Source organism: Aureivirga sp. CE67, from assembly GCF_015767245.1.
Taxonomy (GTDB): Bacteria; Bacteroidota; Bacteroidia; order Flavobacteriales; family Flavobacteriaceae; genus Aureivirga.
In genome coordinates, this window is the sequence record NZ_JADOTV010000024.1 from 36,968 (window position 1) to 61,677 (window position 24,710).

Genomic DNA, 24,710 nt, shown 5'->3' on the forward strand with positions numbered 1-24,710 from the left:
AAATTAGAGCACAAATTTAGATGGAACGAAACATTTTTTTTATGATATTAATCATAAGAGATTAAATTATCTTTTAATTAAATCTAATACATCGTCATTTGAAGATTTTTCTTTTCTAAAACATTTGCAATCAACAATAAAATATCTCCTTGTTGAATCAGAAAATCTTTTGGATTTTTATATACATGTTTATTTCTACTAACACCAATTAGTACACAATTAGACTCTTTTTTCATGGCTACAAAAGCTTCATAATAATCTTTTCCAATCCATTTATTTTTTTCTTCAATCTTGATTTGGACAATATCTGTTTGATCTTCATTTGTTGAAGTTGCGATTAAATCTTCTGTATAAAGTGCTACATATGGCTCGAAAATATAACTTGCTACGAACTTAGAAACCAAATCATCTTTTGAAACAATAAAGTCAAATCCTAAATATTTAAAAGATTCTTTAAGCTCCACATTATTAAGAACAATAACACCTTTTACATCTGGATAATTTTTCTTTAAATTGATTGCAAAAACAAGCGTATCTGTATCGTTTTCAAATTCTAGATAAACTCTTTTCGCTTTGTCGATATTTGCTTTTGTATAGGATTTAAAATCATTTAATTCGGTATAAAGTACAAAGCAGTTTTTCGTGTCATAACTTGTTTTAATCAGATCAACATCTTCTTTTTTGTTTGTAATGATGACCACTTTTTTATCTGCATTGATGATTTGTTCTACAATTTTATTTGTAAACTGACTCCAACCAATAATAATATAATGTCCTTCCATTTTTGTTCCGAAATAACCTTGTTTTTTTAAATCCATATATCTTCTAATATTATCTGTAAGTTTACTAATGATAAAACTCAATACTCCTAAACTTCCTACAACAAACAAAATCCCGATGGCTCTTCCTCCAAAAGTTACAGGGAAAAAATCTCCATAACCAACCGTTGTTAAAGTTACAATAGAATACCAAAAAGCATCTCTAAAATTTTGAATATTGGAAGTTTCTACACTTGCTTCAAAGCTTGTTAGCATTTGCAACAAAATATAATACACCACTACTGTGACTAAAATCCAAATGTTTTTCTTTGAAAAAATATACTTCATTGCTTTTGATTTTTAATTGCTTGAATTCAATTTAGCTTAATTCATATGTTTAACACACCCTTAAGAGGGTAAATTAAAATTACATACATAATTTAGTATAAATCCCAATTTCCTTTATTATAATATCTATGAACTACAGGGTTGTGTACTTTATTTATCTCTACACTATCTTGTTTTGAAATGAAAAAATTCTTTCCAAAAGATGTGATTAATTGCATTGCTTCTTGGTTGATCCAACGAGTTTCTATATTATCAAATGTAATATTTTGTAAAGCTTTTTTTACAGAAATATCTTGATCTGTTTTTACTCCAAGAATCCATCCCCATTCTCCCATTGTCAAAACTTGATTATGCATTGGAGCTACTTTAAAGTTAGCAGCTTTCATTGTTTTTTCAATACTCAAAAAAGATTTTGTTGCATAATACGGACTTCCTGCTTGGGTAATTATCACGCCGTTTGGTCTAAGTTTTCGATAACAATTTGAATAAAACTCAAAAGAATACATCCTTCCTAAATCTACCGAACGAGGATCTGGAAGGTCAATAATTATTACATCATAAAACTTATCCTTATTTTTTTCTATATAAAGATACGCATCTGTATTTTGAACATTTACTTTTTCGTGATGAAAAGAATTTTGATTGATTTTTGTCAAAATTGGATGATTTTTCGCCAATTCAGTCATTTTTGGATCTAAATCGACCAAATCTATCGTTTCTACAGAATCGTATTTTAGAAGCTCTCTTGCTGCACAACCATCTCCACCTCCAAGTACTAAAACATTTTTAGGATTTGGATGTAATTGCATTGCTGGATGCACTAAAGGTTCATGATACATCGGCTCATCTTGAGAAGAAAACTGAAGATTATTATTCAAGTATAACCAATAAAAATCTTGCCATTGCGTCATCACAATTTTCTGATATTTTGTTTGTTCAGAATAAACAATTTTGTCCGCATATTTTTCTTGTTCTCCCCATTGAATAATTGGCGAAGCGGTATAGGCTCCAATACTTAAAAAAGCAAAAACTCCAAGAAACAAAACTTGAATCATTCGCTTTTTTTCTAAATTATTTTTTAAAGAAAAGAAAAGTAAAAGTGCTACGGCGAAGTTTACAAATCCAAGAATATAAGGAGTGTAGGTTAAACCTAAAATTGGTAATCCTACAAAACCAAAGAAAACTCCACCTAAAAGACTTCCGTAATAATCTTTTTCTAAAACAGAAGAAATATTAGATTTTAATTCTTCATATTCTTCGTTGATTCGAACTACAATTGGAATCTCAATTCCGATCAGTAATCCGACTAAAATACATAGAAGATATATGACGATTCCGTAATATTCTGTGAAAGCTGCCATGGTATAAACCAAAACAGAAGAAATGGAAACTAGTATAGACAAAATAAGTTCCAAATAAAGGAACTTATTGATTAGATTTCCGTTAATTTTTTTACTAACTCTACTTCCTATTCCCATGAAGAAAAGCATCAAGGAAACAATCATGGTAAACTGAAATACGGAGTTTCCTAGAAAATACGAAGCTAGAGTGGATAAAGTATATTCTGCGACAATTCCTGCAAATCCAGTTGCGAAAATTGCCATTTTTAGTAAAGTTGACTTCTTTTTTAAAGAATTTAAATACACCATAAAATTAATATTGCACCACCGATATAAGAGAACGCTTCTACTAAAGCAGCTCCATTATTTGCCTTCTCTTGATGAACTATTTCATAAGTTAAACTACTTCCAGGTAAAAGAATTTTATCTGCAAAAAATCTTAAAATTGGTAATAAGATTAGTCCGATTACAAATTGAATTGTAACATCAAAAACCATTGTTGTCCAATCATAAAAATCACCTAAAAGTGCATTCATAATAATGATACCGATTGCGATAAGAGAACCACTATATCCGATTCCTACTGCTACATTATCTTTTTCAATATGCTCATGAATATCATAAGAAAGCATCATGTTATAAACTTTTGAAGTAATAAAAAGAAGAATTAAACCAACTACCCAATAAATAATTGCTGTTTGAAATCCGAATAAATATCCACCACTTTCCCCAGAAATTGCTCCAAAAAGAACTAAACCAACAGAAATAGAAATCGCAGCTTCTATGATTCCTGTTCCTTCATTTCTGTCTTCAATGATTTCTTTTTTGATATCGAATTTTGTCAGTGTAATTTTATTATTTAACCAAATGGAAATATTCAATAAAATCATCCCCAAAAGACTATAAACGATCATATCTAAAAGATCTAAACGCAATCCATTTGATTCTCCTACTATTGAAGCACCAATTATTAATAACAATCCAATAAAATAACCCACATAAGAAAAACTAAATGCAAAATTATCTTCTTCTACCAATTCATGATTGACACGAATAGATTTATGAGATAATTGATATATAAATTTTCCTACAAGGAATAAGATTAGTGCTACGCCAATGTATGCAAATGAAGCGTAATAACTTTCTAAAGATTCAAGTATTGACATTTCCATTTTTAGTTTAAGTTTTATAAAATATTATTTTCCAAATCCTCCTCCTCTACTTCTAGAAGAACTACTCGATCTGTATCTTGAGCTACTTCTAGTGTTTTTTGAGCTTGATTTTGAATATCTAGAATTTGAATTATAAGATCTTGAAGAAGATGCTGCTGCACTTCTTTTTACTTGGCTTCTTACTTTATCTTTGAATGTTTTTGGTTTTGAGTTCCAAGTTGATTTTGTATTTCTAGAAGATTTTGTTCCATAACTAGAACTTCCAGACCCGTAATAAGAGCGTCTTCCTCTATAATTTCTATCATAATCATACCAAGAAGTTCTGTAAACTGGGTAAGAATTAAACCCTAAAATATCTCTTAGTAAAGCATATTTCCCGTAGAATGACCAGAAAGATTCTCCTGAAGAATTCGTTTTCCATTCACCATATTTTGGATTTCCAACATAGTTATTAAATCCAGCTGGAGAAGCTACTTTATCTAACTTTCCATCTGTTTTGGTAACCAATGCCATTCCAAGATTATTTACATTATTCTCGAAATTAGTCGGACTTACTTTTTCCCAATCAGTTGCCACAGATTCGATATCTACAGAATCTTTTACACCTGTAACAGGTTTTTCTAAAATTACTTTATACTTATGGAAATATTCATCATTTTTCGCATCCATATCCGCAAGAATAATAGAATACGTTGGAACATCCATGTACTTTACAATTAATTTGTCTACTGGAGTTTTTTCCCAGTTAGAAGCTCTATTACTAGAGCTTGACCTATTCGAATCTCCACCACAACTTACTACGCTTGTAAGCAACATTAGGCATAGAGCAAATAGAAATGTATTTTTTAAAAGTTTCATTTTCTTAATCTTCACTTGGTAAAATATTCGTTATTTCTCTTAGATTCACATAATGACCAAATGAAGCTTCAAAATCATGTTCTCCCCACTGTTCTACAGTTAAAACATATTCTTCTGAATCATCCTCATAAGACCACTCTCTAAATTCTGACCAATTTTCATTTTCTACATTTCTGAAGTATCCTGGACTAATTTCGTCTAGGAAAAAGTTTTTCCCTTCATAAAATAATTGTCTTGGTGCAGTATCGTGTCTTTGAATAAAATCTGGTAAATCATTTTGGATTTTACGCACAGGAACTTTTTTAGAAAAAGTAATTAAAAGTTCATCATCCATTTCAATTCCAAGATAACCTGTTTCATCATGAGATGAAATTTTGAATTCTCTTGTGAAAAAATTATTTCCCCAATCGTACTCATAAACTTCGACTACTTCCCATGATTTCATATTAAAATCGAAAATAAATCCTTTATCTAAATCTTCTACTTTGATGTTTAAAGCATCATAATGACGTTCGTTCTCTTTCTTCTTAAAAAAATCAAATAATCCCATTTCTTAGCTTATTTTTAAATATTTTTAATACTAATTGTTTTTACTATTAGTAACATTTTTTAATAGAATGTTACAGTTGGTTTTGGTTTCCTAATTTAGACATTTTTTAACAAAAAATACGCACTATTTTAAGATAGGTAAGTGCTTTTTGATTGTTTCCAAATCTCCTCTTCTTATTTCTTTTTTCTCAAAAAAACTTGCTTGTAAAACTTCTTTCAGATAAGAAATTCCTTCCTCATAGTTATACGTCTGATTACAAGTAAAAAAATCAATAGCAACATAACCGTGCTCTGGCCAAGTATGTACTGCAATGTGACTTTCGGCAATTACAATCACACCGCTAACTCCTATTGGAGAAAATTTATGAATTGTTGTATTTACTACTGTTAAGTTTAAAATTTCAGCAGTTTTCAATAAAATTTCTTCAATAAAATCTCGATTATCAATCAACTCGGAATCACATCCGTAAAACTCTATGGCAGTTTCAAACCCTAAATATTTGTGCATATTTTTTTAATAAAATTCAAATATACTAATTCTAAAAAACTTTGTTAATTTTTATAGATAATCCCTTTAAATTTTTACAGTATTCTATTAAAAAAGCTTCTTTTTTAAAGGATGTTTTAACTTTCGGTTAACTTCATTTACTATTTTTTGTAACTATTTTTAAAAGTAAACTTAGAATGAAATATTGATGAAAAAAATTATCTGTTTTATTTTATTTTTCATGATAAATTTAGCTTCCTCTGCACAAGTCAGCGACTCTACCTCCATAAGTATAAAACCTACAAAAGCTTGGGATAATAAAGGAAGTTTCAAATTTATTTTAAACCAATCTTCCTATTCCAATTGGGTAGCAGGAGGAGATAATAATATTGGAGGAAATGTAATGTTGAATTATAATATGAATTACAAACGTGGTCCTTGGACTTGGAATTCTAGAATCATGGCTGCCTTCGGACTTTCGAAAACTGCTGATAAAAATGTAAAAAAAACAGATGATAAAATTGAAATAAATAGTGTTCTTGGTTACAAAGCTGGAGGAAGATGGAGTTATTCTTTTTTTACAAATATCAAAACCCAATTCACAAAAGGATATAAAGATTATAATGCAGATCCATTGGTTAAAATTTCCGATTTCCTTTCTCCTGGATATTTTTATTTTGGTCCTGGAATGCTTTGGAAAGAATCCGATGATTTTTATTTAAATCTATCTCCAGCAACTTCTCGTGTAACGGTTGTAAAGCCTGAACAATCTGGAAATTTTAGCGTAGAAGAGGGAAAAACCTTAAATTATGAATTTGGTTTTAATGCAACTTTGTATTATAAATTTGAAATCATCGATAATATTTACTTTGAAAATATTCTAACTCTTTATGCGGATTATTTAAAAGAATTCAACAATGCGCTTATAGATTATCAATTGAATGTCACGATGAAAGTCAACAAATATATTTCTACAAATCTTAATATTGAAATTGTCTCTGATAGCAATGCTTCTTCCAAAATTCAAACAAAACAATTATTCGGTTTAGGTTTAAATATTGGTTTATAATACAGCTAAAATTATTTCTATTTATTTTTGAATTCTACTGTTTATTTGGGTAATTTTATTTTTATGAAAAAAACACTTTTTACGCTTTTATTTTTAATACCATTTTTAGGTTTTTCTCAAGTAGATTTGGACTCCATCGACCATAAATATCGAGAAGATCAAATCTATTTAAATGCCACATACAATTTATTATTAAATAAACCTACGGATGTATTTCAAAGAGGATTATCTTTTGGAATTGGGTTTGGTTTTATTCGTGATTTCCCTATAAATAAAAGAAGAAATAAAGCAATTGGAATTGGACTTGGATATGTTTTCAATAATTACATTCAAAATCTTTATTTAGAAGACAATGATTCTTTCGAACCAATTACTTCTTTTAGTACCAATAGATACTCTACAAGCGGATTTGAAATTCCAATCGAATATCGTTGGAGAACTTCTACTGCTACTAAATTAAAATTTTGGAGAATTTATACCGGATTTAAAGCTTCTTATTTAATTTCAAGAAAATTTGTTCACGATTCTGAAAACAATAATTTTAAAATAAAAAACAGGGATATTTTTGAAAAATTCTTGTATGGTTTTTATATCACAGCTGGTTATAGTTCGTTTAATCTTCATGTATATTATGAATTACAACCATTGTTTAAAAATGCATTAGTAGACGGAAAATCTGATGCTGTAAAAGATTTAAGAATTGGTCTTTCTTTCTATTTATTTTAAATTTTAAAGAAAATAAAAATAATAAGCAGCAACAGCAATTTGCGTTAAAAATCCAACTAAGATACCTAGATAAACTTCTTTTTGTGTATGCGCTTCTAGCTTTAATCTATTAGAAGCAGAAAGTCCTGTAAGGATAGAAAACACAGCAATTAAGATTAAAAGGTTCTTAGAAAAAATATAACTTATACCTATAAAAAAACCAAGTAAGCTACTGATTCCTGCAGTATGAAGACTTAGTTTTATTTTCATTAAAACCATCATATAAGCTATAAAAAAAGTAATAGAAGACCCAAAAAAGAAAATCGATAAAAAGTAAGTCATTCCCGACTGATAAATCAATCTTCCAACAAAAAGTGTAATTAAAAAACTTAAAAATAGTGGGAATCTTCGCTCATTTATATCTTCTATTTGATAAGAACTGATGAGTTTCAGTTTTCTCATTAAATATAAAAGCAAAATCGGAATAATATAAGTTGCTACAAAAACAATAGAAATCAGAATATATTCTTGTCTTGTTTCTAAATAAAATGGAGAAATCAGTAAATAAAACAATGTTGCAATCAGCGGAAACAAAATAGGATGTAACACATAAGATATTATCTTATCAACTTTATTTGAATTTTCAATCATCACATTGTTTTAAAAATTATAATATCTTTTTTCTAAGTCTTGCAACCGGAATATCTAGCTGTTCTCTATATTTTGCAATCGTTCTTCTTGCAATCGGATACCCTTTTTCTTTTAAAATTTTTGCCAATTTTTCATCTGTAAATGGAGAGTTTTTATCCTCATCTTCGATTACATTTGAAAGTATTGTCTTAATCTCTTTTGTAGAAACATCTTCTCCTTGTGTATTTTTCATCGATTCTGAGAAGAATTCTTTAATCAATTTCGTTCCATATGGCGTAGTAACATATTTGCTATTTGCCACACGAGAAACAGTCGAAATATCCATGTTGATTTTATCTGCAATATCTTTAAGAATCATCGGTTTTAACTTTCGCTCGTCTCCAGTTAAAAAATATTCTCTTTGATATTCCATAATCGCATTCATATTCAACAGAAGCGTTTGCTGTCTTTGTATGATTGCATCTATAAACCACTTTGCTGCATCCAATTTTTGTTTAATAAAAAGAACTGCATCTTTCTGTGATTTTGTTTTTACTTTAGATTCTTTATATCCTTTTAAAAGATTCGTGTATTCGTTAGAAATCTTTAACTCTGGAGCATTTCTACCATTCAGACTTAATTCTAACTCACCATCTACAATTCGTATCGTAAAATCAGGGATAATCTGCTCTGCAATCTTATTATCTTGCGCATAAGCTCCTCCTGGTTTTGGATTTAATTTTTCTATTTCAAGAATTGCATCTTTTAATTCTTCTTCGTTGATATTGAATTTTTGTAATAATTTCTGATAATGTTTCTTTACAAAAGCATCAAAAGATTTTTCTAAAATTTCAATTGCTAGCTCTTTACTTTCTGTTGTTTTTTTACGTTTTAATTGTAAAATCAAACATTCTCTCAAATCTCTTGCTCCAACTCCTGCTGGGTCAAAATTCTGAATGATTCGAAGTAATTTTTCTACATCTTCTTCTGTTGTAAAAATGTTTTGTGTAAAGGCTAAATCATCAATAATATCAATCAATTCTCTTCGGATATACCCGCTTTCGTCGATACTTCCAACTAAAAATTCTGCAATTTTATAATCTTGCTCTGAAAGTGTAACGGTTTGCAACTGGCTTTCCAAAAACTGATGAAAACTTGTTCCTGAAGCATAAGGCGTATATTTTTCTTCCTCATCCGAAGAATAATTGTTTGAAGACAGTTTATAACTCGGAATTTCATCATCACTCAAATAAGCATCGATATCAATATCTTCTGCTTCAATTTTTTCATTTCCTGAATCATCATATTCATCTTGATAAGAATCATAATCTTCCTCATGTTCTTTACCAACTTCCAATGCAGGGTTTTCCTCCAACTCTTGTTTCAGTTTTTGTTCAAATGCCAAAGTAGGCAACTGAATCAATTTCATCAACTGAATCTGTTGCGGAGATAATTTTTGTAATAATTTTTGATGTAATCCTTGTTTTAACATACCTCAAAGATAAGAAAAGATAAATATTTAATGTTTTAAAATTAGGAAGATTCCTTATCCAGTTTTCTTTTAAATAATCTACTTTTTCAGTGTTTAGAATATTTTCAAATGAAAAGTTGCTTTAACTGCTAGATTATCACTCCATTCAGGATTTGAATATGGCCCGTATCTGTAAAACGCACTTATTCCAAAGCCTTTTAAAAGATTGTTAAATTCGATTCCGCTTTCATAGTATCCTTTTCTCATCGATTTAAAACTTACACCTTTCTGCATTAACGGGAATTCTATATCTCCAATTGCTGCTCTGGTGATCAAAGAAATCTGTGGTTGAAACTTTCCTATTATTTCAATCGGTTCAAACTTATGAAATAATTGTACCATCATGTACTTATCTGACAAAAATTCGTTGTAAAGCATCGTTTCAAATGCGTTTTTCCCTGCAAATGTGATTCTTCGGTACCAAGGATTTTTATGTGTATAGTTTGGTGTGGCATTATAAAGATGCGAAATTGGCACTTCTCCGAAAACAATTCCACCTTGAAGAAGCACAGAAGTTTGTCCTTTAAAAGTATGTCGAATATCTTGAATTATTCTAAAATTAAATCTTGTAAAACCAAAATCACTATCTGCAACATTTTCGAAACTTTGTGTAAGTTGGAAAGTCATTTTTGGATATCCATTCTTAATTCGAAGTTTTCCAATCGGAGATTGCATATATTCATTGGAAGGATTATAGTTTACAGCTAAAGTGGCTAATGATAAATTATATTCGTGTAAAAGCCTAGTCGGAGAAATAAAAGTATAATTAAACAAAGATTTATATTCTCCTGCACTCAACTCTAGTTTTGCTTCTAAGTTTGGATGAAAATCATGCGTTAGATGTGCTGAAAGTGTTTTGTAATTATAAAACTTACTAATGTTTAAATTCCTTGGATTAATTGGTGAAAAAGATTTATTTTCAATATTAAAATCCAATGCAGCAGCTTCGCTAAGATCATCTGTATGTCCTATTCCAATCCAAGTATTTGTAGATTTTTCGAGAGGAAATTCAATTCCGTAATGATATTTAAACTTACCATCTTTTGTACCATAAGCAAAATAGGAGTTCAACCTAAACTTTTCACTTAAAGCATCTGTAGTTTTTCCTCCTAGTCCAATTCGAAAACCTTCATAGTTATTCAAATTGATAATTTTCCCTAGATTTAAATCTAAATATTTCGTTGGAAAAATTCCTTTTAAAATATTTCTTCCATAATAAATCTTAGTTTCCACATGTCTTTTATTAAAAACACTATCAATTACTTTATAAGTATTTTCATCTCTTTCAGATAATTTTTCTGTTCTGTATTCTTCTAAAAGTTTAGCATTTTCTTTAGGCGTATTTTTTTCATAAACAACTTCTGCAATATTGTGAAAATTACTAATCGGCTTATTCACTTTCAAATTAGTAACATTTGATCTTGAATAAATATATAAAGTATTTTCAGGTTTTTCTTCTGCTGTAGAATAACTACGAGGCATTTTATCTTTTTTCAAAATCTTAATCGATTGTCCAAAAACTTCAATCCCTCCATGATTTGCTCCTTTTTTAATAAAAGTAACTTTCCCATTTGGAAACCATAAATCATAATCTTTCAAAAGCTTATAATTTTGTACAATTTTCAAATCAATCAATCCCGTGATTTCCGCTTGAATTTTAGTAATTGCAAAAGAAGTAGCATCAATATATAAGTATCCAATTATTCTTGTTTTACGTTTAAAATCTTTTGGTTTAAACTCAACAATGTATTGTTTTCTATTATTTAAAACTGTCGAATCTAATAATTGATAATCATAATGTTTATAAGCTTTATCTGCTATTGGATTTGTGTATTTTGTTCCAGCAATAATGTAATGTTTGTCATAAGGAGAGTAATTTTGCAGCTGATAAGCTAACACTTCATAAATTGGTGTTTTTAATCCTGCCATTTTAGAAGCTTCTATAAATTCTCTTTCTTTTTCCCCTTTTTTAAATTTAAAATCTGACAGTTTTTCAATCAAATAAATATCATTATTCTCCAGATCTTTCTTCAACTTATAATTTGTTGAATCTAATTTTTTGAATATTTTTTTCTTTCCTCTTCTTTTAAAAATCGTATCTATAACAAAATCTAAAGAATCTGTATGTGCAGAAATAATTGTCTTCGAATAACTTTCGTATTCAAAACTTCTTAGTTGTTCTTTATAATTATTTCTCTCCTTATTTTTTACAGCATTTTGAATAATATTTTCTACAATGGGAGTGTTGTATTCTTGCGTTTTAGAAGTATCTTTTTTTAAATATATTTTTTGAAAACCATCTTTAGTGAATTCCACCTCTTTTTCAAAGTACCCTTTTCGATAAAATGTGAAAACTTTAACATTTAAAGAATCAGGAATCCAAAATTCTCCGTCCAAATCTGAGACTGTGACTACTTTTTTACCAACTTTTACAGAAACAAATGGAATTACATTTTCGGAATCCTCCAAAAGCACAACCCCCTCATAATCTTGAGAATAAGTACAACTAAAGACAAATAAAATAATAAAAAGTAAATGTTTGCGCATTATATCTACTGTTTGATTATAAGTAAATATAATAAAAAAGCACTCTGAATTAGAGTGCTTTCAATATCTTGTATATCTATGACTTAATTATACAGTCATGATTTCTTTATCTTTTTCAGAATATAACGCATCTACTTTCTTGATATAAGCGTTAGTTAATTCCTGAACATCTAATTCTGCATTTTTCTTTTCATCATCAGAAGCATCTACTTTTTTGATTTCGTTGTTTGCTTCTTTTCTTGCATTACGAATACTTACTTTATCATGTTCAGCAGCTGATTTTGCTTGCTTAGATAAATCACGTCTTCTTTCTTCAGTTAATGGTGGTACGTTGATAATGATAACATCACCATTGTTCATAGGATTGAATCCTAAGTTTGCAATCATGATCGCTTTTTCAATCTCTTGTAACATGTTTTTCTCCCATGGTTGAACAGAAATTGTTCTCGCATCTGGAGTATTTACATTTGCTACTTGACTTAAAGGTGTTTGTGAACCATAGTAATCAACCATCACACTACCAAGCATTGCAGGAGTAGCTTTTCCAGCTCTAATGTTTCTGAATTCCTTTTCTAAATGTGCAATTGCACCTTCCATTTGCTCTTTCGCAGTGTCTATAATGAAACTAATCTCTTCGTTCATTTTTAAATATTTTATCTGTTAGACGGATATTAATTTTCAACAACTGTTCCGATATTTTCACCTGAAAGAACTTTCATTAAGTTTCCTTCCGTATTCATATCAAAAACAACAATTGGTAAATCATTTTCTTGACTTAAAGTAAATGCTGTAAGATCCATTACTTTTAATCCTTTACTCAACACTTCTTTAAACGTAATCGTGTCAAATTTTGTTGCATTTTCATCTTTTTCTGGGTCAGAAGAATAGATTCCATCTACTCTCGTTCCTTTGAAGATTGCTTCTGCTCCAATTTCAATTGCTCTTAATACAGCAGCAGTATCTGTTGTAAAATATGGATTTCCTGTTCCAGAACCAAAAATCACAACTCTTCCTTTTTCAAGGTGACGAACTGCTCTTCTTTTAATAAATGGTTCTGCTACTTGCTCCATTTTAATGGCAGTTAATAATCTAGTCTTAACTCCAGTTTCTTCAATTGCACTTTGTAAAGCTAATCCGTTGATTACAGTGGCTAACATCCCCATATAATCTCCTTGTACTCTATCGATACCATTACTAGCTCCGGCAACTCCTCTAAAGATATTTCCACCACCAATTACAATTGCGATTTCAACACCTTTATCAACAGCCTCTTTAATCTCTGCAGCATATTCCGCAAGTCTCTTTGGATCAATTCCATATTGACGGTCTCCCATCAACGCTTCTCCACTTAGTTTTAAAAGAATTCTTTTGTATTGCATAATCTGAATGAAAGTTTTGCAAATATAATTATTTTCAAGGTCATACAAAGTCTAAGTCCTGAAATTGTTTTTATTCCCAAAAACTTTACAAGTTCTTTAATAGATCATTTTTATATAATTTATAAATATTTCAGTTTTAATTTCAATACAAAAATTATTTTCAGAATGTGAATTTAATAAAAAATAAACATTACACTTGTTCGTTAGCGTATTATCAATTAAAATTTTGAGAATTGAAGCAAAAATATAATTTAGGCAAAATTTTTGCTAAGAAATTCCCGAACCTAATAAACCAAAAATGAAGAAATATTCTATTCTATTATTTACAGCGCTCTTAGTTTTAAATTCATGTTCTTCTTCAAGACAGCAAATTCCAATGCAAAGTAGCTTGACTAGTAATTCTAATTCAACTTCTACAAAAAAACAGACGAAAGAAACAGAAGAAAATATTTTCGGAAAAGTAGTTTCTATTCACGATGGAAAAGATGGTTATGTTGCAATAATTGAAACAAAGAATAACAAATCTTATAAAGCTTTAATCAGTATTCCAAACCTTGGAAGACACGGTGGTTATACAGATTTAAAAGTTGGGAATAATGTAGCAGTATTTGGATCTGTTTGGGAGATGGATAATCATCGAAGAATTACGGTTAAGAAAATTCTTAGTGAAAACACAAATCATTTTAAATTAAAAGGAATCGTAGAAGAAATCAAAAACGAAAAAGATGGATATACAGCAAAAATCCGTTCGAATGATTTATTTTATTATGCTACGATTAGCATTCCAAATCTTGGAGAAAATCATGCTAATTTTCGAATGTTAGAAAAAGGAGAAAAAGTACATATCTACGGGGAACTTTGGTTTATGAATGATAAAAAACAAATCACTGTTAGAGATATTTTAAAATAATCAAAACCAACTTCCTGATTTATTTTATAGTATTTTTGTCTAATATTTTTTTTAGAATGAAGACCAATTTACCAAAACATATTTTAGTTATTCGTCTTTCTGCTATGGGAGATGTTGCAATGACAGTTCCTGTACTTAGAGAAGTATCTAAAAACTATCCAGAGATAAAAATTACAGTGTTATCTAGAGCATTTCTAAAACCTCTTTTTGATGATATTCAAAATGTGTCTTTTTACGCTGCTGATGTAAACGGAAAGCACAAAGGAGCTTCTGGATTATTTACTTTATACAAAGAATTAAAACAATTAAACATCGATGCTGTTGCAGATTTACATGATGTTTTACGTTCAAAAATTCTAAGAACTTATTTTAAAATAGGTGGAATTAAAACTTTTAATATTGATAAAGGGCGAAAGGAAAAGAAAGCTTTAACCAAACATGAAAATAAGGTTTTCAAACAGCTTAAAACAACGCACGAAAGATATGCAAATGTATTTAGATCTTTTGGATTTAAAATTGATTTAAGCAACCCTATTTTTCCATCTAAGCAAAGTTTACCAACGATTATTTCAGAAGAGATTCATTTTGATGAAAAAGATATTTTAATTGGAATTGCTCCTTTTGCACAACATCAACCAAAAATGTATCCATTAGACCAAATGGAAATTGTTATTTCTAAACTAGAAAAAGAAAAAAATGTAAAGGTTCTTTTATTTGGTGGTGGAAAAAAAGAAGTAGAGCTTTTAAACAAGGTTTCAGATAAATTTGACAATGTTTATAATGTTGCAGGAAAAATTAAATTAAAAGATGAATTAGCTTTAATTTCAAATCTAAATTGTATGCTAAGTATGGACTCTGGGAATGGACATTTTTCCGCTATGCTAGGAATTCCAACAATTACAATTTGGGGAGCAACACATCCTTATGCAGGTTTTATTCCTTTTGCTCAAAATGAAGAAAATTGGTTACTTCCAGATTTAGAAAAATATCCAAAAATTCCAACTTCTATTTATGGTAATAAGCAAGTAGAAGGATATGAAGATGTAATGCTTTCTATTTCTCCCGAAGCAATTGTAAATAAGATTAAAAAATATATTTAAACTTTTTATTACGTTTAAAAAATAAAAAAGCCGATGAAATTAATTCATCGGCTTTTTATATGTTTTTCAAATTCAAAAATTACTACTCAACATTGTTAAAAACTTCTCCTTTACTAGTTGAATAACTAATTTTAAGAGCGTTGATTTCACGTAATTCTGTTTTGATATCTGTAATTGTACCAACACTTGACTTTTTATCAGCTTTGATTGATGTAGTCATGAAGGCAACTTCGTCTTCACTGTGCTTAGCTCTCTCTGAATAGATAAAACTTCTTACATCACTCACTCTAGCGATTTTGTCATTTAATTGGATTAAATCACCTTTTATTTTTCCATCTTTTGATTTTCCTACATAAATAGTACTAACCAAACTTTTATGTTCTAACTTTTTTACTTCTGTAGCGCTAGGTAATTTTGGTGTTTGGATTTTTAAATCCGTTTCACGCATTACCGTACTAACCATGAAAAAGAATAACAGCATGAAAACAATATCAGGTAATGAAGCCGTAGAAATTGCTGGCAATCCTTTTTTCTTCTTTTTAAACTTTGACATTTCTTACTGTTTTAAATTATTTTGTTGGTTCTGCTTCAGAAATAACTTGTGGATATGCTTTCTTTAAAAACGAAATTTTAGCTTTTAATTCTTCATTTCCTTTGTTATTACTTAAATCTTTCACTAAATCAGTATAAGATCTATTGTATTTTTTCAACCCTAAACGGTTTCTTAATTCTGTATATGCTGCTCCTAACTCATTTTGAACTGAAACGAACATTCCATAATCTGTACCTCTATCACTCTGAATAGAAATTACCGCTTTATTTGGGTGATCTGATGAAGTTGGAGACTTTGCACCATTACAGTAATCACAAGGTTCTCCTTCTTTACCATCAACTTTTTTACCGTTTCCTCCACCATTATCGATAAAATCAATAGCTGCTTGTCTAAGGTCTTCAATTTTCATTGCGTCACCTTCAACTAACAAATCATTATTTCTATTGATATTCACCTCGAAAATATTCTTTTCTTTTAAAACTGGTGGTTTTATATCAGTATCAGGCTGTTTTTCTGGTAATTTTCTAGAAATTCCAGAGTCCACATCCATTGTAGTTGTAACAAGGAAAAATATTAAAAGCAAGAATGCGATGTCAGCCATCGATCCAGCGTTAATTTCAGGATTTTCTCTTCTTGCCATACTATTTTAGTTTTTAATTAATGATTTAATGAAATCAAATAATATAAATATTAAACCAATAGCTCCTAAAATGAAACTATATGTGATCAATGTACTAACCCATTTAGAAGTTGATGATCCAGCTTCAGATAATACTTCAATGTTAGCAGCATCCATTACTTGCTCAGATCCAGCTGTTGAATAAGCTATAATAAGAACTACTGCAAGAGCTCCAACCGAGATAAGTGATTTTTTCAACACCTCTGGTTGTTTTAGCAAATTAACTAATGAAAACAAAACAGTAATAACTGCTGTAATCACAAGCATTGCTATCGAGAATGAAACAAATGGAGATACAATACTAGCTTGTGCTTCTAAATCTGTCTTTAATGTCTCATCACCTGTTAGGATGATACGAATTAAGAAAAAGAAAGCAACAATACCAATAAGTGCAGCAACACCTGTTAATATTTTTGATAATTTATTCATGTTTGTGTCTTATTTTTTGTTTTTCACAAGTAAGTCAATTAATTCGATAGAAGCATCTTCCATTGTATTTACAATTCCATCAACTTTAGAAATGATGTAGTTGTAAAAAATTTGAAGAATAATCGCTACTACAAGACCAAATACAGTTGTTAATAAGGCAACTTTAATACCTCCTGCTACTACTGTTGGAGAAATATCTCCTGCTGCTTGAATCGAGTCGAATGCATCAATCATACCAATAACTGTTCCCATGAATCCTAACATTGGAGCTAAGGCAATAAATAAAGATAACCATGAAATATTTTTCTCTAATAATCCCATTTGTACTCCACCGTATCCAACAACAGCTTTTTCTGCAGCATCAACACCTTCGTCCATTCTGTCTAATCCTTGATAGAAGATAGAAGCGATAGGTCCTTTTGTATTTCTACAAACTTCTTTTGCAGCTTCAACACCTCCAGATTTTAAAGCGTCTTCAACTTTTCCAACTAATTTTTTCTTGTTAGTTGTAGCCATGTTTAAGTAGATAATTCTTTCAATAGCGATTGCTAATCCTAAAATTAATGCTACTAATACGATTCCCATGAAGAAAGGTCCTCCTTCAATAAAACGTTGCTTTAATTCTTGGTGAAAAGTTGGTTCACCTGCAGCTTCTTGTGCATAAGCAGCTCCTGTTGTTCCTAAAAACAATAATCCCATTGTTAGGATAGAAAGTACTCTTTTCATTGTGTAATAATTAATTTATTAAATAGTTTACGGGTTAAATATAAAATTATTCTTATTTAAAAAATAAATTTTCAGTTGAGCTCAAAATAGAGTTCATTTAGAATCTCAACCAACATGTAAGTCAATTTCCGTTTAATTTTCTTACATATTTCTAAAAAATCCATTTTTAGAGGGTGCAAATAACGAAAAAATGTTGAGTTGTAAAAATTTTATGTTTCATTTCTCCAAATTTAACACACAAATAATATACATTTTTAACACTTATTCCTTGTTCTTATATGGTTGCTTCCATATGTTTAAGAGCAAACAACTCTTATTTACTCGAAATAAAAACAATTTTACTCAAATTCTTTATCAAATAGTATGCCGATTTTTTAATAACATTTTTTATAAAGCATACATTCTCTTCTATTTAGTGTGGTAATTTATTTTTAAACAAACCGTAGGTGAAAGCTCCAAGCAATGCTCCTAATATAACCACTACTATTGCCCAAACTCCTTGACCTAAAATTGCAAACATTGGTCCAGGACAAGCTCCTACTAAAGCCCAACCTAATCCAAAAAATACTCCTCCAAAAAAAGTTCGCTTAAATCCTGGTTTCTTAGGTGAAATCACAATTTTATTACCATTCATGTCTTTTAAGATTCCTTTTTTAAATAATTGAGCAATAATGATTCCTAAAACCACTGCTACTCCAATTACTCCATACATATGAAAAGATTGAAATTTAAACATCTCAAAAATTCGATACCAAGAAATCACTTCTGCTTTTGTCAAGATAATTCCAAACAGAATTCCTAGAACTAAAAATTTAATATTTTTCATAACCTAAAAAAGTAACGGGAAGATACCCCAAATCATAATTAAACCTCCTACAAAAAAACCAATAACAGCATACAGAGAAAGAATATCTAAATTACTCAATCCTGTAATCGCATGCCCTGAAGTACATCCTCCAGCATATCTTGCTCCAAATCCTACAAGAAAACCTCCTAAAAGCAATAAAATAAATCCTTTTGGAGAAAGCATCGCTTCCAGACTGAATAATTCACTTGGTAAATAAGTAGCTCCAGCATTTTGAAAATTTAATTCTTGTAGATCTTGAACTGTTTGTGGGTTCAAAGAAATTGATTTGTCTGGAGTCATGTAATGATAAGCTATAAAACCTCCAATAATTACTCCCAAAACAAAAATCAAACTCCATTGTTGCGATTTTACATCTGTTTTAAAATGATCTGAAAATTTCGATGCTCCCGCAATCGTACACATCGTTTCTAAATTGGAAGAAATACCAAATCTCTTTCCCAAATAGAAAAGTAAAAACATGACGAGGGCTATCATGAAGCCAGCAAAATACCATGGCCAGGGTTGTAATAAAAATTCCATTATTTGATTATTTAGTTGATAATTTTCGATCTAGATAAGTCAAAATAGCTTTTGTTGCTCCCAGATTTTCCTTTACATAAACATCTGATAACGCTCCTGTTTTTCTCAAAAATTCAGAATCTGAATATAATTTCCCAAAAAATTCATCCAATTCTGCCTGTGTTTTATAAGTCAAACAAGCTTTTCTATTCACTAATTCTTTTACTTCATTGAATTTTTTAAAATTAGGACCAATCACAATAGGCAAACCATATGTAGCAGCTTCTAATGTATTATGTACTCCCGATTTTGTAAATCCTCCACCCACATAGGCAACTGTAGCATAACTGTAAATCTTTGTCAGAATACCAATCGTATCAATGATAAAAACCTGGTATTCTTCCAACTTCTTATTCTCTTTATCAGAAAATAAAACAACCCTTTTTTCAATTCCTTTTTCTAGTTCTTTTATAGCTTTTTTGTCCATGTTGTGAGGCGCAATAATCATTTTCACGTCCTCTGGCATTTTATTATTGATATAAGAAACCAAATGTTCCTCATCATCTTTCCAACTACTTCCAGCAACAATTGTAAACTTTTCATCTTTGAATTTCTCAATAAAATCAAGCGTATTATCTTGCTGTGTAATCTCAAAAACCCGATCAAACCTTGTATCACCACATCGAGTTACATTTTCAAATTCAATAGAATTCAATAATTCTTTCGAATTTTCATCCTGAACAAAAAAATGAGAAAAAGCTCCCAAAGCTTTTCGCATCCATGTTCCTTGTGGTTTAAAAAACACCTGATCTTTTCTAAATATTCCCGATACTAAAATAGTAGGAATATTCATTTTCTTAAGTTGAAATAAATAATTTGGCCAAAATTCGTATTTCACAAAAATCGCAACCTTCGGATTCACCAAAGACAGAAATTTTTTCGCATTTTTTTTCGAATCCAATGGTAGATAACAAATAATATCCGCCATTTCATAGTTTTTTCGAACCTCATATCCTGATGGTGAAAAAAAAGTCAAAATAATCTTATAATTCGGATAATTTGCTTTGATTTTTTCAATAACAGGTCTTCCTTGCTCAAATTCTCCCAAAGAAGCACAATGTATCCAAACATAATTTTCTTCCTTGTCAATTGAAGCTTCCAAGTTTTGAAAAACATCTTTTCTTCCCTCCACAAAAAGTTTCATTTTTGGCTGAAATAGAGCAACAGTTTTCAAAACTCCACCTGTCAAATAAACACCAATATTATATAAATTCGAAATCATTTTGCAAATATATGAAAAGATGTTCATTTAATTTTACAGTATCATTTCTCACAAAAAACACAAAAACTTACAATCTAAAATTTAAATTTCCTCCAACTATAGAATATTAGTATCTTTGCTGCCTTTAATTGGAAAATAAATGGATAAAGTATATATCGTCTTAGTAAATTATATCAACTGGAAAGATTCTGTAGAATGTTTGGAAAGCATTTTCAAGCAAACTTATCAGAATTTTCAGGTAATTTTAGTTGACAATTCACCGACTGACGATACTATTTTTCATTTAGAAAATTGGCTAACTGGAGAAAATAAGAAATTAAAATCTGATTTTGAATACTTAGTATTTCCAATCACTGAAAAACCTGTTTCCTACAAACTTCTTTTCGAAGAAGAGGGCTTAGAAGGACAACATAATGAAAAAGTTCTTCTTATAAAAGCAAAAGAAAATAAAGGTTTTGCTGCTGGAAATAATATTGCTTTGAACTATATTCAGAAAACGGAAACCAATAAAAATGCAAAAATTTGGTTGTTAAATACCGATACAGTTATTCCAAAAGATTGTATCGAAAAACAAGTTTCTTTTTTCCAGAAAAATCCAAAAACAGGAATTTTAGGAATTCCTCTAATGGAATATGACCAACCTGAAACAATTCAAGCACTTGGTGGTACTTATAACTTCAACACCGGAAAAATCAGCTTAATTGGTGCAAATCATCCTAAAGAAACAATTACAAATATTTCCACGACAGAAATTCAATATCCAATTGGTGCTTCCATGTTTCTTTCCTTAGATTATCTAGAAAAAGTTGGCCTAATGGAAGAAAAATACTTTCTTTATTTTGAAGAATTCGACTGGGTTTTAAGAGGTGAAGAAAAAGGATTTCAAACACAACTTTCAAAAGATACTTTTATCTATCATAAAGGTGGAGGAAGTTCTGGTGGTGGAGCAAGCAAATTGGCCGAATTTTACGGAATTCGTAGTAAGATTCTTTTCACTAAAAAATTCAAAAAATCAACACTTCCATTTTTATATTTATCGTTTGGAGGATTTATCATAAATCGAATTCGCAGAAATCAATTCAATCGAATTCCAATGCTCTTTAAGCTAATTTCGAATCCAAACTTACATTACAAAGACATATTCAACTAAAATATTTCTTCACATTATTATTTGGAGCTTCCCTTATCAAAACAAGGTTGGGCTCGTATCTTTACATTTAAGTAAAAATAGTTTGGATGGTCAGGAAGTGTATTCGGGCTAGACATGTGTATTCACAATGTTGTCGAAAAAGGCTATCCCCATCCATTAATTTCTTTTAGACCAGGAATAGTACCTAAGAACAAGCATTGACTTGATTCTGTATTCACGAGCAATTGTAAAAGAAAGATAAAAAAAACACTATAATTATGACAATTTTAATTAAGTATGCATGTGGAGTTGATATGGCTTCCAAAAAATTTGATGTTTGTTTAACCAGTTTAGATATAGAGTTAAATACGAAGATAAAAGGAACTAAAAAGTTCGACAATACAGCTTCAGGAATTAAGGCTTTTTATGAATGGTTACAGAAAAAATGTAAAAGTACAGGCACTCCTGTCTATATTTTAGTAGAAGCAACTGGAGTTTATCATGAAGAATTAGCATATAGTTTATCAGCTAAAGGAGCAAATATTAGTGTTGTTTTACCAAATAAAGCGCAAAAACATTTACAATCCTTAGGATTAAAATCAAAAAACGATAAGATTGATGCCTATGGTTTAAGTTTGATGTGTGCACAACAAAAACATGAAGAATTCAAACCATTAGATCCTTTTTATTATGAATTAAAAACAATTACAAGGTTTTATCAAACAACACAAGAAAATATTACTGCATATAAAAATCAACTTCATGCCTTAGAATATGGTGTTTATTCTAGTAATAAAATCAAAAGTGAAATGAAAAAATTAATTAGTGCTAATGAGAAGTTAAAAGATTGTTTGGTAAAAGAGATGAAAAAATTAGTGAATGATCGACCAGATATAAAAAAGAAAATTGAAAATATTTTAGGTGTAAAAGGTATTGGTTTCATCACTGTATGTACTATTGTAGCAGAAACAGCTGAGTTTGAAAATTTCAAAAACATACCAGGATTGGTTAGTTCTGCAGGTTTTGATGTTGTTGAAAACACTTTAGGAAAACATGTTGGTAAAACTAAAATATCAAAAAGAGGAAATAGTAGAATCAGAAGAGCTTTACACTTACCATCCTTTGTTGTTGTTAAATATGAAAAAAGGTTTAAGGTGTTTTACGATAGAATATTTGAAAGAAGTCTTAAACCTTTAAAAGCTTATGTTGCTGTTCAAAAAAAGATGTTAGTATTAATATATACTTTATGGAAAAATAATCAAGAATATAATTCTAATATTTATTTTCAAAATTTAGAAAAAAAAGTAGCACAGAACTAGCTGTGCTACACAAGGTAGAGTATAATAAAAAATACGCTCCTCAGAGATGTAAAAATATAAAATAAATTTGGATTTTAAGATAGTACCTATCCGCTATATCTTTTTTGCTAAAGCAGCAAAATGAAGAAAAGCAAAAAAGGATGCCGCTACAATCTTTTAGATTTGTATAATATGATTGAATGAATTAGTTTCTTAAAATAATAAGGTTTTCACAAAATATTTATTTCTAAGGAAGTAAGGTATATCTTAATATAAGAATTAAAAAAAGAGCGAAGTAAACTAGCTGCAATCTAGTACTTAGGTACTATTTAGGGTATTAGTCTTCACTTTTTCTATACCGTTACCGAGGACCAGATAGAATACTATGATTTAGTCATAATAAAAGTGTTAGTCAAGGTAACATATTTACAAACTTAAAGATACAATAATTATGGAAATTAAAGAAATAGGAGGAATCGATATCGCTAAAAAAGATTTTGTAATCCACCTTTATAAGACAAATGATCAGCATCTATTTAAAAATACACCCAAAGGTTTTATTAAGATGTATAATTGGTGCTTATCTAAAGATGTTTCTATGGATAATTTTTGGTTTGTACTTGAAAATACTGGATTATATTCACATTTGATTTCTTTTTTTTTAACAGAAAAAAAATGTAATTTCTCAGTAGTTTCAGGATTAGAAATTAAAAAATCAATGGGTGTTGTTCGTGGTAAAACAGATGCTATTGATGCATATCGAATATCTTTATATGGCTATAGATGTCGAGAAGAATTAAAACAAACTGTCCTTTCAGGGGCTAATCTATTTAAGATAAAAACCTTGTACAGTATGAGATCTAAGTTAGTAAATCAAAAAAAAGGACATATTGTACGTCATAAAGAACAGAAAGGTGTTTTTGAAGCAAAAGAGTTTAAAGTGTTTTTTAAAATGCAAAAAGATTTTATAGCTTATTATGATAAGCAAATAGTTCTTTTAGAAAAACAAATTAAAAGTCTTATTGCTGAAGATGAAAGTTTAAAGAAGAATATTAAATTAGTTAAAAGTGTAAAAGGAATAGGAAATCAAACAGCTATCGCATTACTTATTTACACTAACAATTTTACGAAATTTAAGAATGCTCGAAAATTTGCTTCTTTTTGTGGTATTGCACCTTTTCATAATCAATCAGGTACGAGTATTAGAGGAAAAACAAAAGTTTCTAGCTTAGCCAATAAGAAAGTAAAATCCCTTTTAGATATGTGTGCTAAAAGTGTAATACAATGCGATGTAGAATTACAAGATTATTATCAGAGAAAGTTAGCAGAAAACAAGCCTAAAATGCTAGCATTAAATGCTGTAAAAAATAAATTAGTTGCAAGAGCATTTGCTGTAGTTAAAAGATAAACACCATATGTTAATACTTGTAGATTTGCATCTTAAATAATCTATTTAAAGAAGTAAGTTTTTTTAAAAAAAATGATTAAAATCAAACTATTAAAAAAGTGTATTTTTAGTGGAAAGAGATTGTTATGACTCATTTTTCCATTATTTGTTCGAATCAAAAATAATAAAGATAAAAACCTAATTATTTTCTTTTTGGAAGACGATTATACACTAAAAGAATCTGTTTAAAAATATATATTTAAGAATCAATTGAATAAAAAAAGCTGTAAAAGATTATATTGTTGGCTCTGACACAAACAAAAATCAATTACAGCATGGAAACAAAATTACCAAAAAAAATCATCACCAAACATATTCAACCAAAGATTAATTTTCCTTCATTAGGTAGAAATTTAAAAGTTCCTTTTTGGAGAATTTTAAACTTAATTCTTTATCGTTTAAAGACAGGTTGTCAATG

At 29.4% G+C, this 24,710-nt stretch carries 25 protein-coding genes; 7 read left to right on the plus strand and 18 right to left on the minus strand.

The annotated features are described in order from the left end of the window. Positions 1-83: 83 nt before the first annotated feature. The 6 genes from I0K12_RS19215 to speD all read right to left on the minus strand — a co-directional run bounded on the left by I0K12_RS19215 (position 84) and on the right by speD (position 5,533). Entirely contained in the window at positions 84-1,106 is a 1,023-nt protein-coding gene (locus tag I0K12_RS19215; RefSeq protein WP_196889772.1) for a potassium channel family protein, read from the minus strand. Positions 1,107-1,198: 92 nt separating this feature from the next. Next, a complete protein-coding gene (locus I0K12_RS19220; protein WP_196889773.1) occupies positions 1,199-2,755 on the minus strand; it encodes a polyamine aminopropyltransferase in 1,557 nt (518 codons plus the stop codon). Beyond that, positions 2,743-3,612, minus strand: coding sequence for a DUF350 domain-containing protein (locus tag I0K12_RS19225; RefSeq protein ID WP_231372810.1), 870 nt, complete (start codon positions 3,610-3,612; stop codon positions 2,743-2,745). Before I0K12_RS19225 ends, I0K12_RS19220 begins: the two co-directional genes overlap by 13 nt. A 30-nt stretch (positions 3,613-3,642) precedes the next feature. Then, positions 3,643-4,476: a hypothetical protein gene (locus tag I0K12_RS19230; protein ID WP_196889775.1), complete on the minus strand. Its 834-nt coding sequence runs from the start codon at positions 4,474-4,476 to the stop codon at positions 3,643-3,645. A 4-nt stretch (positions 4,477-4,480) separates the two neighbouring features. Continuing rightward, positions 4,481-5,026, minus strand: coding sequence for a DUF4178 domain-containing protein (locus I0K12_RS19235; protein WP_196889776.1), 546 nt, complete (start codon positions 5,024-5,026; stop codon positions 4,481-4,483). A gap of 123 nt (positions 5,027-5,149) precedes the next feature. Next, the gene (gene speD / locus I0K12_RS19240) at positions 5,150-5,533 is read right to left on the minus strand and encodes an adenosylmethionine decarboxylase (protein ID WP_196889777.1); all 384 of its coding nucleotides are present in this window, start codon (positions 5,531-5,533) and stop codon (positions 5,150-5,152) included. Between the two features lie 187 nt (positions 5,534-5,720). Here speD and I0K12_RS19245 point away from each other — a divergent pair, with 187 nt between their 5' ends. Both I0K12_RS19245 and I0K12_RS19250 read left to right on the plus strand, forming a co-directional pair. Further along, positions 5,721-6,581 (plus strand): DUF3078 domain-containing protein, encoded by an 861-nt coding sequence (locus I0K12_RS19245; protein WP_196889778.1) that lies wholly within the window; start codon positions 5,721-5,723, stop codon positions 6,579-6,581. Positions 6,582-6,644: 63 nt separating this feature from the next. Further along, positions 6,645-7,307, plus strand: coding sequence for an outer membrane beta-barrel protein (locus tag I0K12_RS19250; RefSeq protein WP_196889779.1), 663 nt, complete (start codon positions 6,645-6,647; stop codon positions 7,305-7,307). A 3-nt stretch (positions 7,308-7,310) separates the two neighbouring features. Here the strand turns inward: I0K12_RS19250 and I0K12_RS19255 are convergent, their stop codons facing one another. The 5 genes from I0K12_RS19255 to pyrH form a co-directional block, all read right to left on the minus strand. Then, positions 7,311-7,937, minus strand: coding sequence for a hypothetical protein (locus tag I0K12_RS19255; protein ID WP_196889780.1), 627 nt, complete (start codon positions 7,935-7,937; stop codon positions 7,311-7,313). 16 nt (positions 7,938-7,953) lie between these two features. Next, entirely contained in the window at positions 7,954-9,408 is a 1,455-nt protein-coding gene (gene rpoN / locus I0K12_RS19260) for an RNA polymerase factor sigma-54 (protein ID WP_196889781.1), read from the minus strand. 93 nt (positions 9,409-9,501) lie between these two features. Beyond that, a complete protein-coding gene (locus I0K12_RS19265) occupies positions 9,502-11,994 on the minus strand; it encodes a DUF5686 family protein (RefSeq protein ID WP_196889782.1) in 2,493 nt (830 codons plus the stop codon). Positions 11,995-12,081: 87 nt separating this feature from the next. Continuing rightward, the gene (gene frr, locus I0K12_RS19270; protein ID WP_196889783.1) at positions 12,082-12,636 is read right to left on the minus strand and encodes a ribosome recycling factor; all 555 of its coding nucleotides are present in this window, start codon (positions 12,634-12,636) and stop codon (positions 12,082-12,084) included. 29 nt (positions 12,637-12,665) lie between these two features. Next, positions 12,666-13,373 carry a UMP kinase gene (gene pyrH, locus I0K12_RS19275; protein ID WP_196889784.1) on the minus strand — a complete coding sequence of 236 codons (708 nt, stop codon included), beginning with the start codon at positions 13,371-13,373 and terminating at the stop codon, positions 12,666-12,668. A 298-nt stretch (positions 13,374-13,671) separates the two neighbouring features. On the opposite strand from pyrH, the gene I0K12_RS19280 reads away from it, so the two are divergent. Continuing rightward, on the plus strand, positions 13,672-14,283 hold the full coding sequence (locus I0K12_RS19280; protein WP_196889785.1) for a hypothetical protein: 612 nt from the start codon (positions 13,672-13,674) through the stop codon (positions 14,281-14,283). A gap of 56 nt (positions 14,284-14,339) precedes the next feature. Then, complete coding sequence (locus I0K12_RS19285; RefSeq protein WP_231372811.1) at positions 14,340-15,383, plus strand: glycosyltransferase family 9 protein; 1,044 nt, start codon at positions 14,340-14,342, stop codon at positions 15,381-15,383. Between the two features lie 82 nt (positions 15,384-15,465). Here the strand turns inward: I0K12_RS19285 and I0K12_RS19290 are convergent, their stop codons facing one another. The 7 genes from I0K12_RS19290 to I0K12_RS19320 form a co-directional block, all read right to left on the minus strand. After that, the gene (locus I0K12_RS19290; protein WP_196889786.1) at positions 15,466-15,936 is read right to left on the minus strand and encodes an ExbD/TolR family protein; all 471 of its coding nucleotides are present in this window, start codon (positions 15,934-15,936) and stop codon (positions 15,466-15,468) included. Between the two features lie 16 nt (positions 15,937-15,952). Next, the gene (locus I0K12_RS19295) at positions 15,953-16,576 is read right to left on the minus strand and encodes an ExbD/TolR family protein (protein WP_196889787.1); all 624 of its coding nucleotides are present in this window, start codon (positions 16,574-16,576) and stop codon (positions 15,953-15,955) included. Between the two features lie 6 nt (positions 16,577-16,582). Beyond that, positions 16,583-17,044: a hypothetical protein gene (locus I0K12_RS19300; RefSeq protein ID WP_196889788.1), complete on the minus strand. Its 462-nt coding sequence runs from the start codon at positions 17,042-17,044 to the stop codon at positions 16,583-16,585. Between the two features lie 9 nt (positions 17,045-17,053). Then, positions 17,054-17,770, minus strand: coding sequence for a MotA/TolQ/ExbB proton channel family protein (locus I0K12_RS19305; protein ID WP_196889789.1), 717 nt, complete (start codon positions 17,768-17,770; stop codon positions 17,054-17,056). 412 nt (positions 17,771-18,182) lie between these two features. Next, positions 18,183-18,596: a DUF6691 family protein gene (locus I0K12_RS19310; protein WP_196889790.1), complete on the minus strand. Its 414-nt coding sequence runs from the start codon at positions 18,594-18,596 to the stop codon at positions 18,183-18,185. Positions 18,597-18,599: 3 nt separating this feature from the next. Continuing rightward, on the minus strand, positions 18,600-19,157 hold the full coding sequence (locus tag I0K12_RS19315; RefSeq protein ID WP_196889791.1) for a YeeE/YedE family protein: 558 nt from the start codon (positions 19,155-19,157) through the stop codon (positions 18,600-18,602). 7 nt (positions 19,158-19,164) lie between these two features. Beyond that, complete coding sequence (locus I0K12_RS19320; protein ID WP_231372812.1) at positions 19,165-20,418, minus strand: 3-deoxy-D-manno-octulosonic acid transferase; 1,254 nt, start codon at positions 20,416-20,418, stop codon at positions 19,165-19,167. A 139-nt stretch (positions 20,419-20,557) separates the two neighbouring features. Between I0K12_RS19320 and I0K12_RS19325 the strand changes: the two genes are divergently transcribed. From I0K12_RS19325 to I0K12_RS19335, 3 genes are all read left to right on the plus strand, one after another. Then, on the plus strand, positions 20,558-21,568 hold the full coding sequence (locus I0K12_RS19325; RefSeq protein ID WP_196889792.1) for a glycosyltransferase family 2 protein: 1,011 nt from the start codon (positions 20,558-20,560) through the stop codon (positions 21,566-21,568). A gap of 257 nt (positions 21,569-21,825) precedes the next feature. Further along, positions 21,826-22,866 carry an IS110 family transposase gene (locus I0K12_RS19330; RefSeq protein ID WP_196889794.1) on the plus strand — a complete coding sequence of 347 codons (1,041 nt, stop codon included), beginning with the start codon at positions 21,826-21,828 and terminating at the stop codon, positions 22,864-22,866. A gap of 430 nt (positions 22,867-23,296) precedes the next feature. Beyond that, positions 23,297-24,253 (plus strand): transposase, encoded by a 957-nt coding sequence (locus I0K12_RS19335; protein ID WP_196889795.1) that lies wholly within the window; start codon positions 23,297-23,299, stop codon positions 24,251-24,253. Positions 24,254-24,710: the final 457 nt, after the last annotated feature.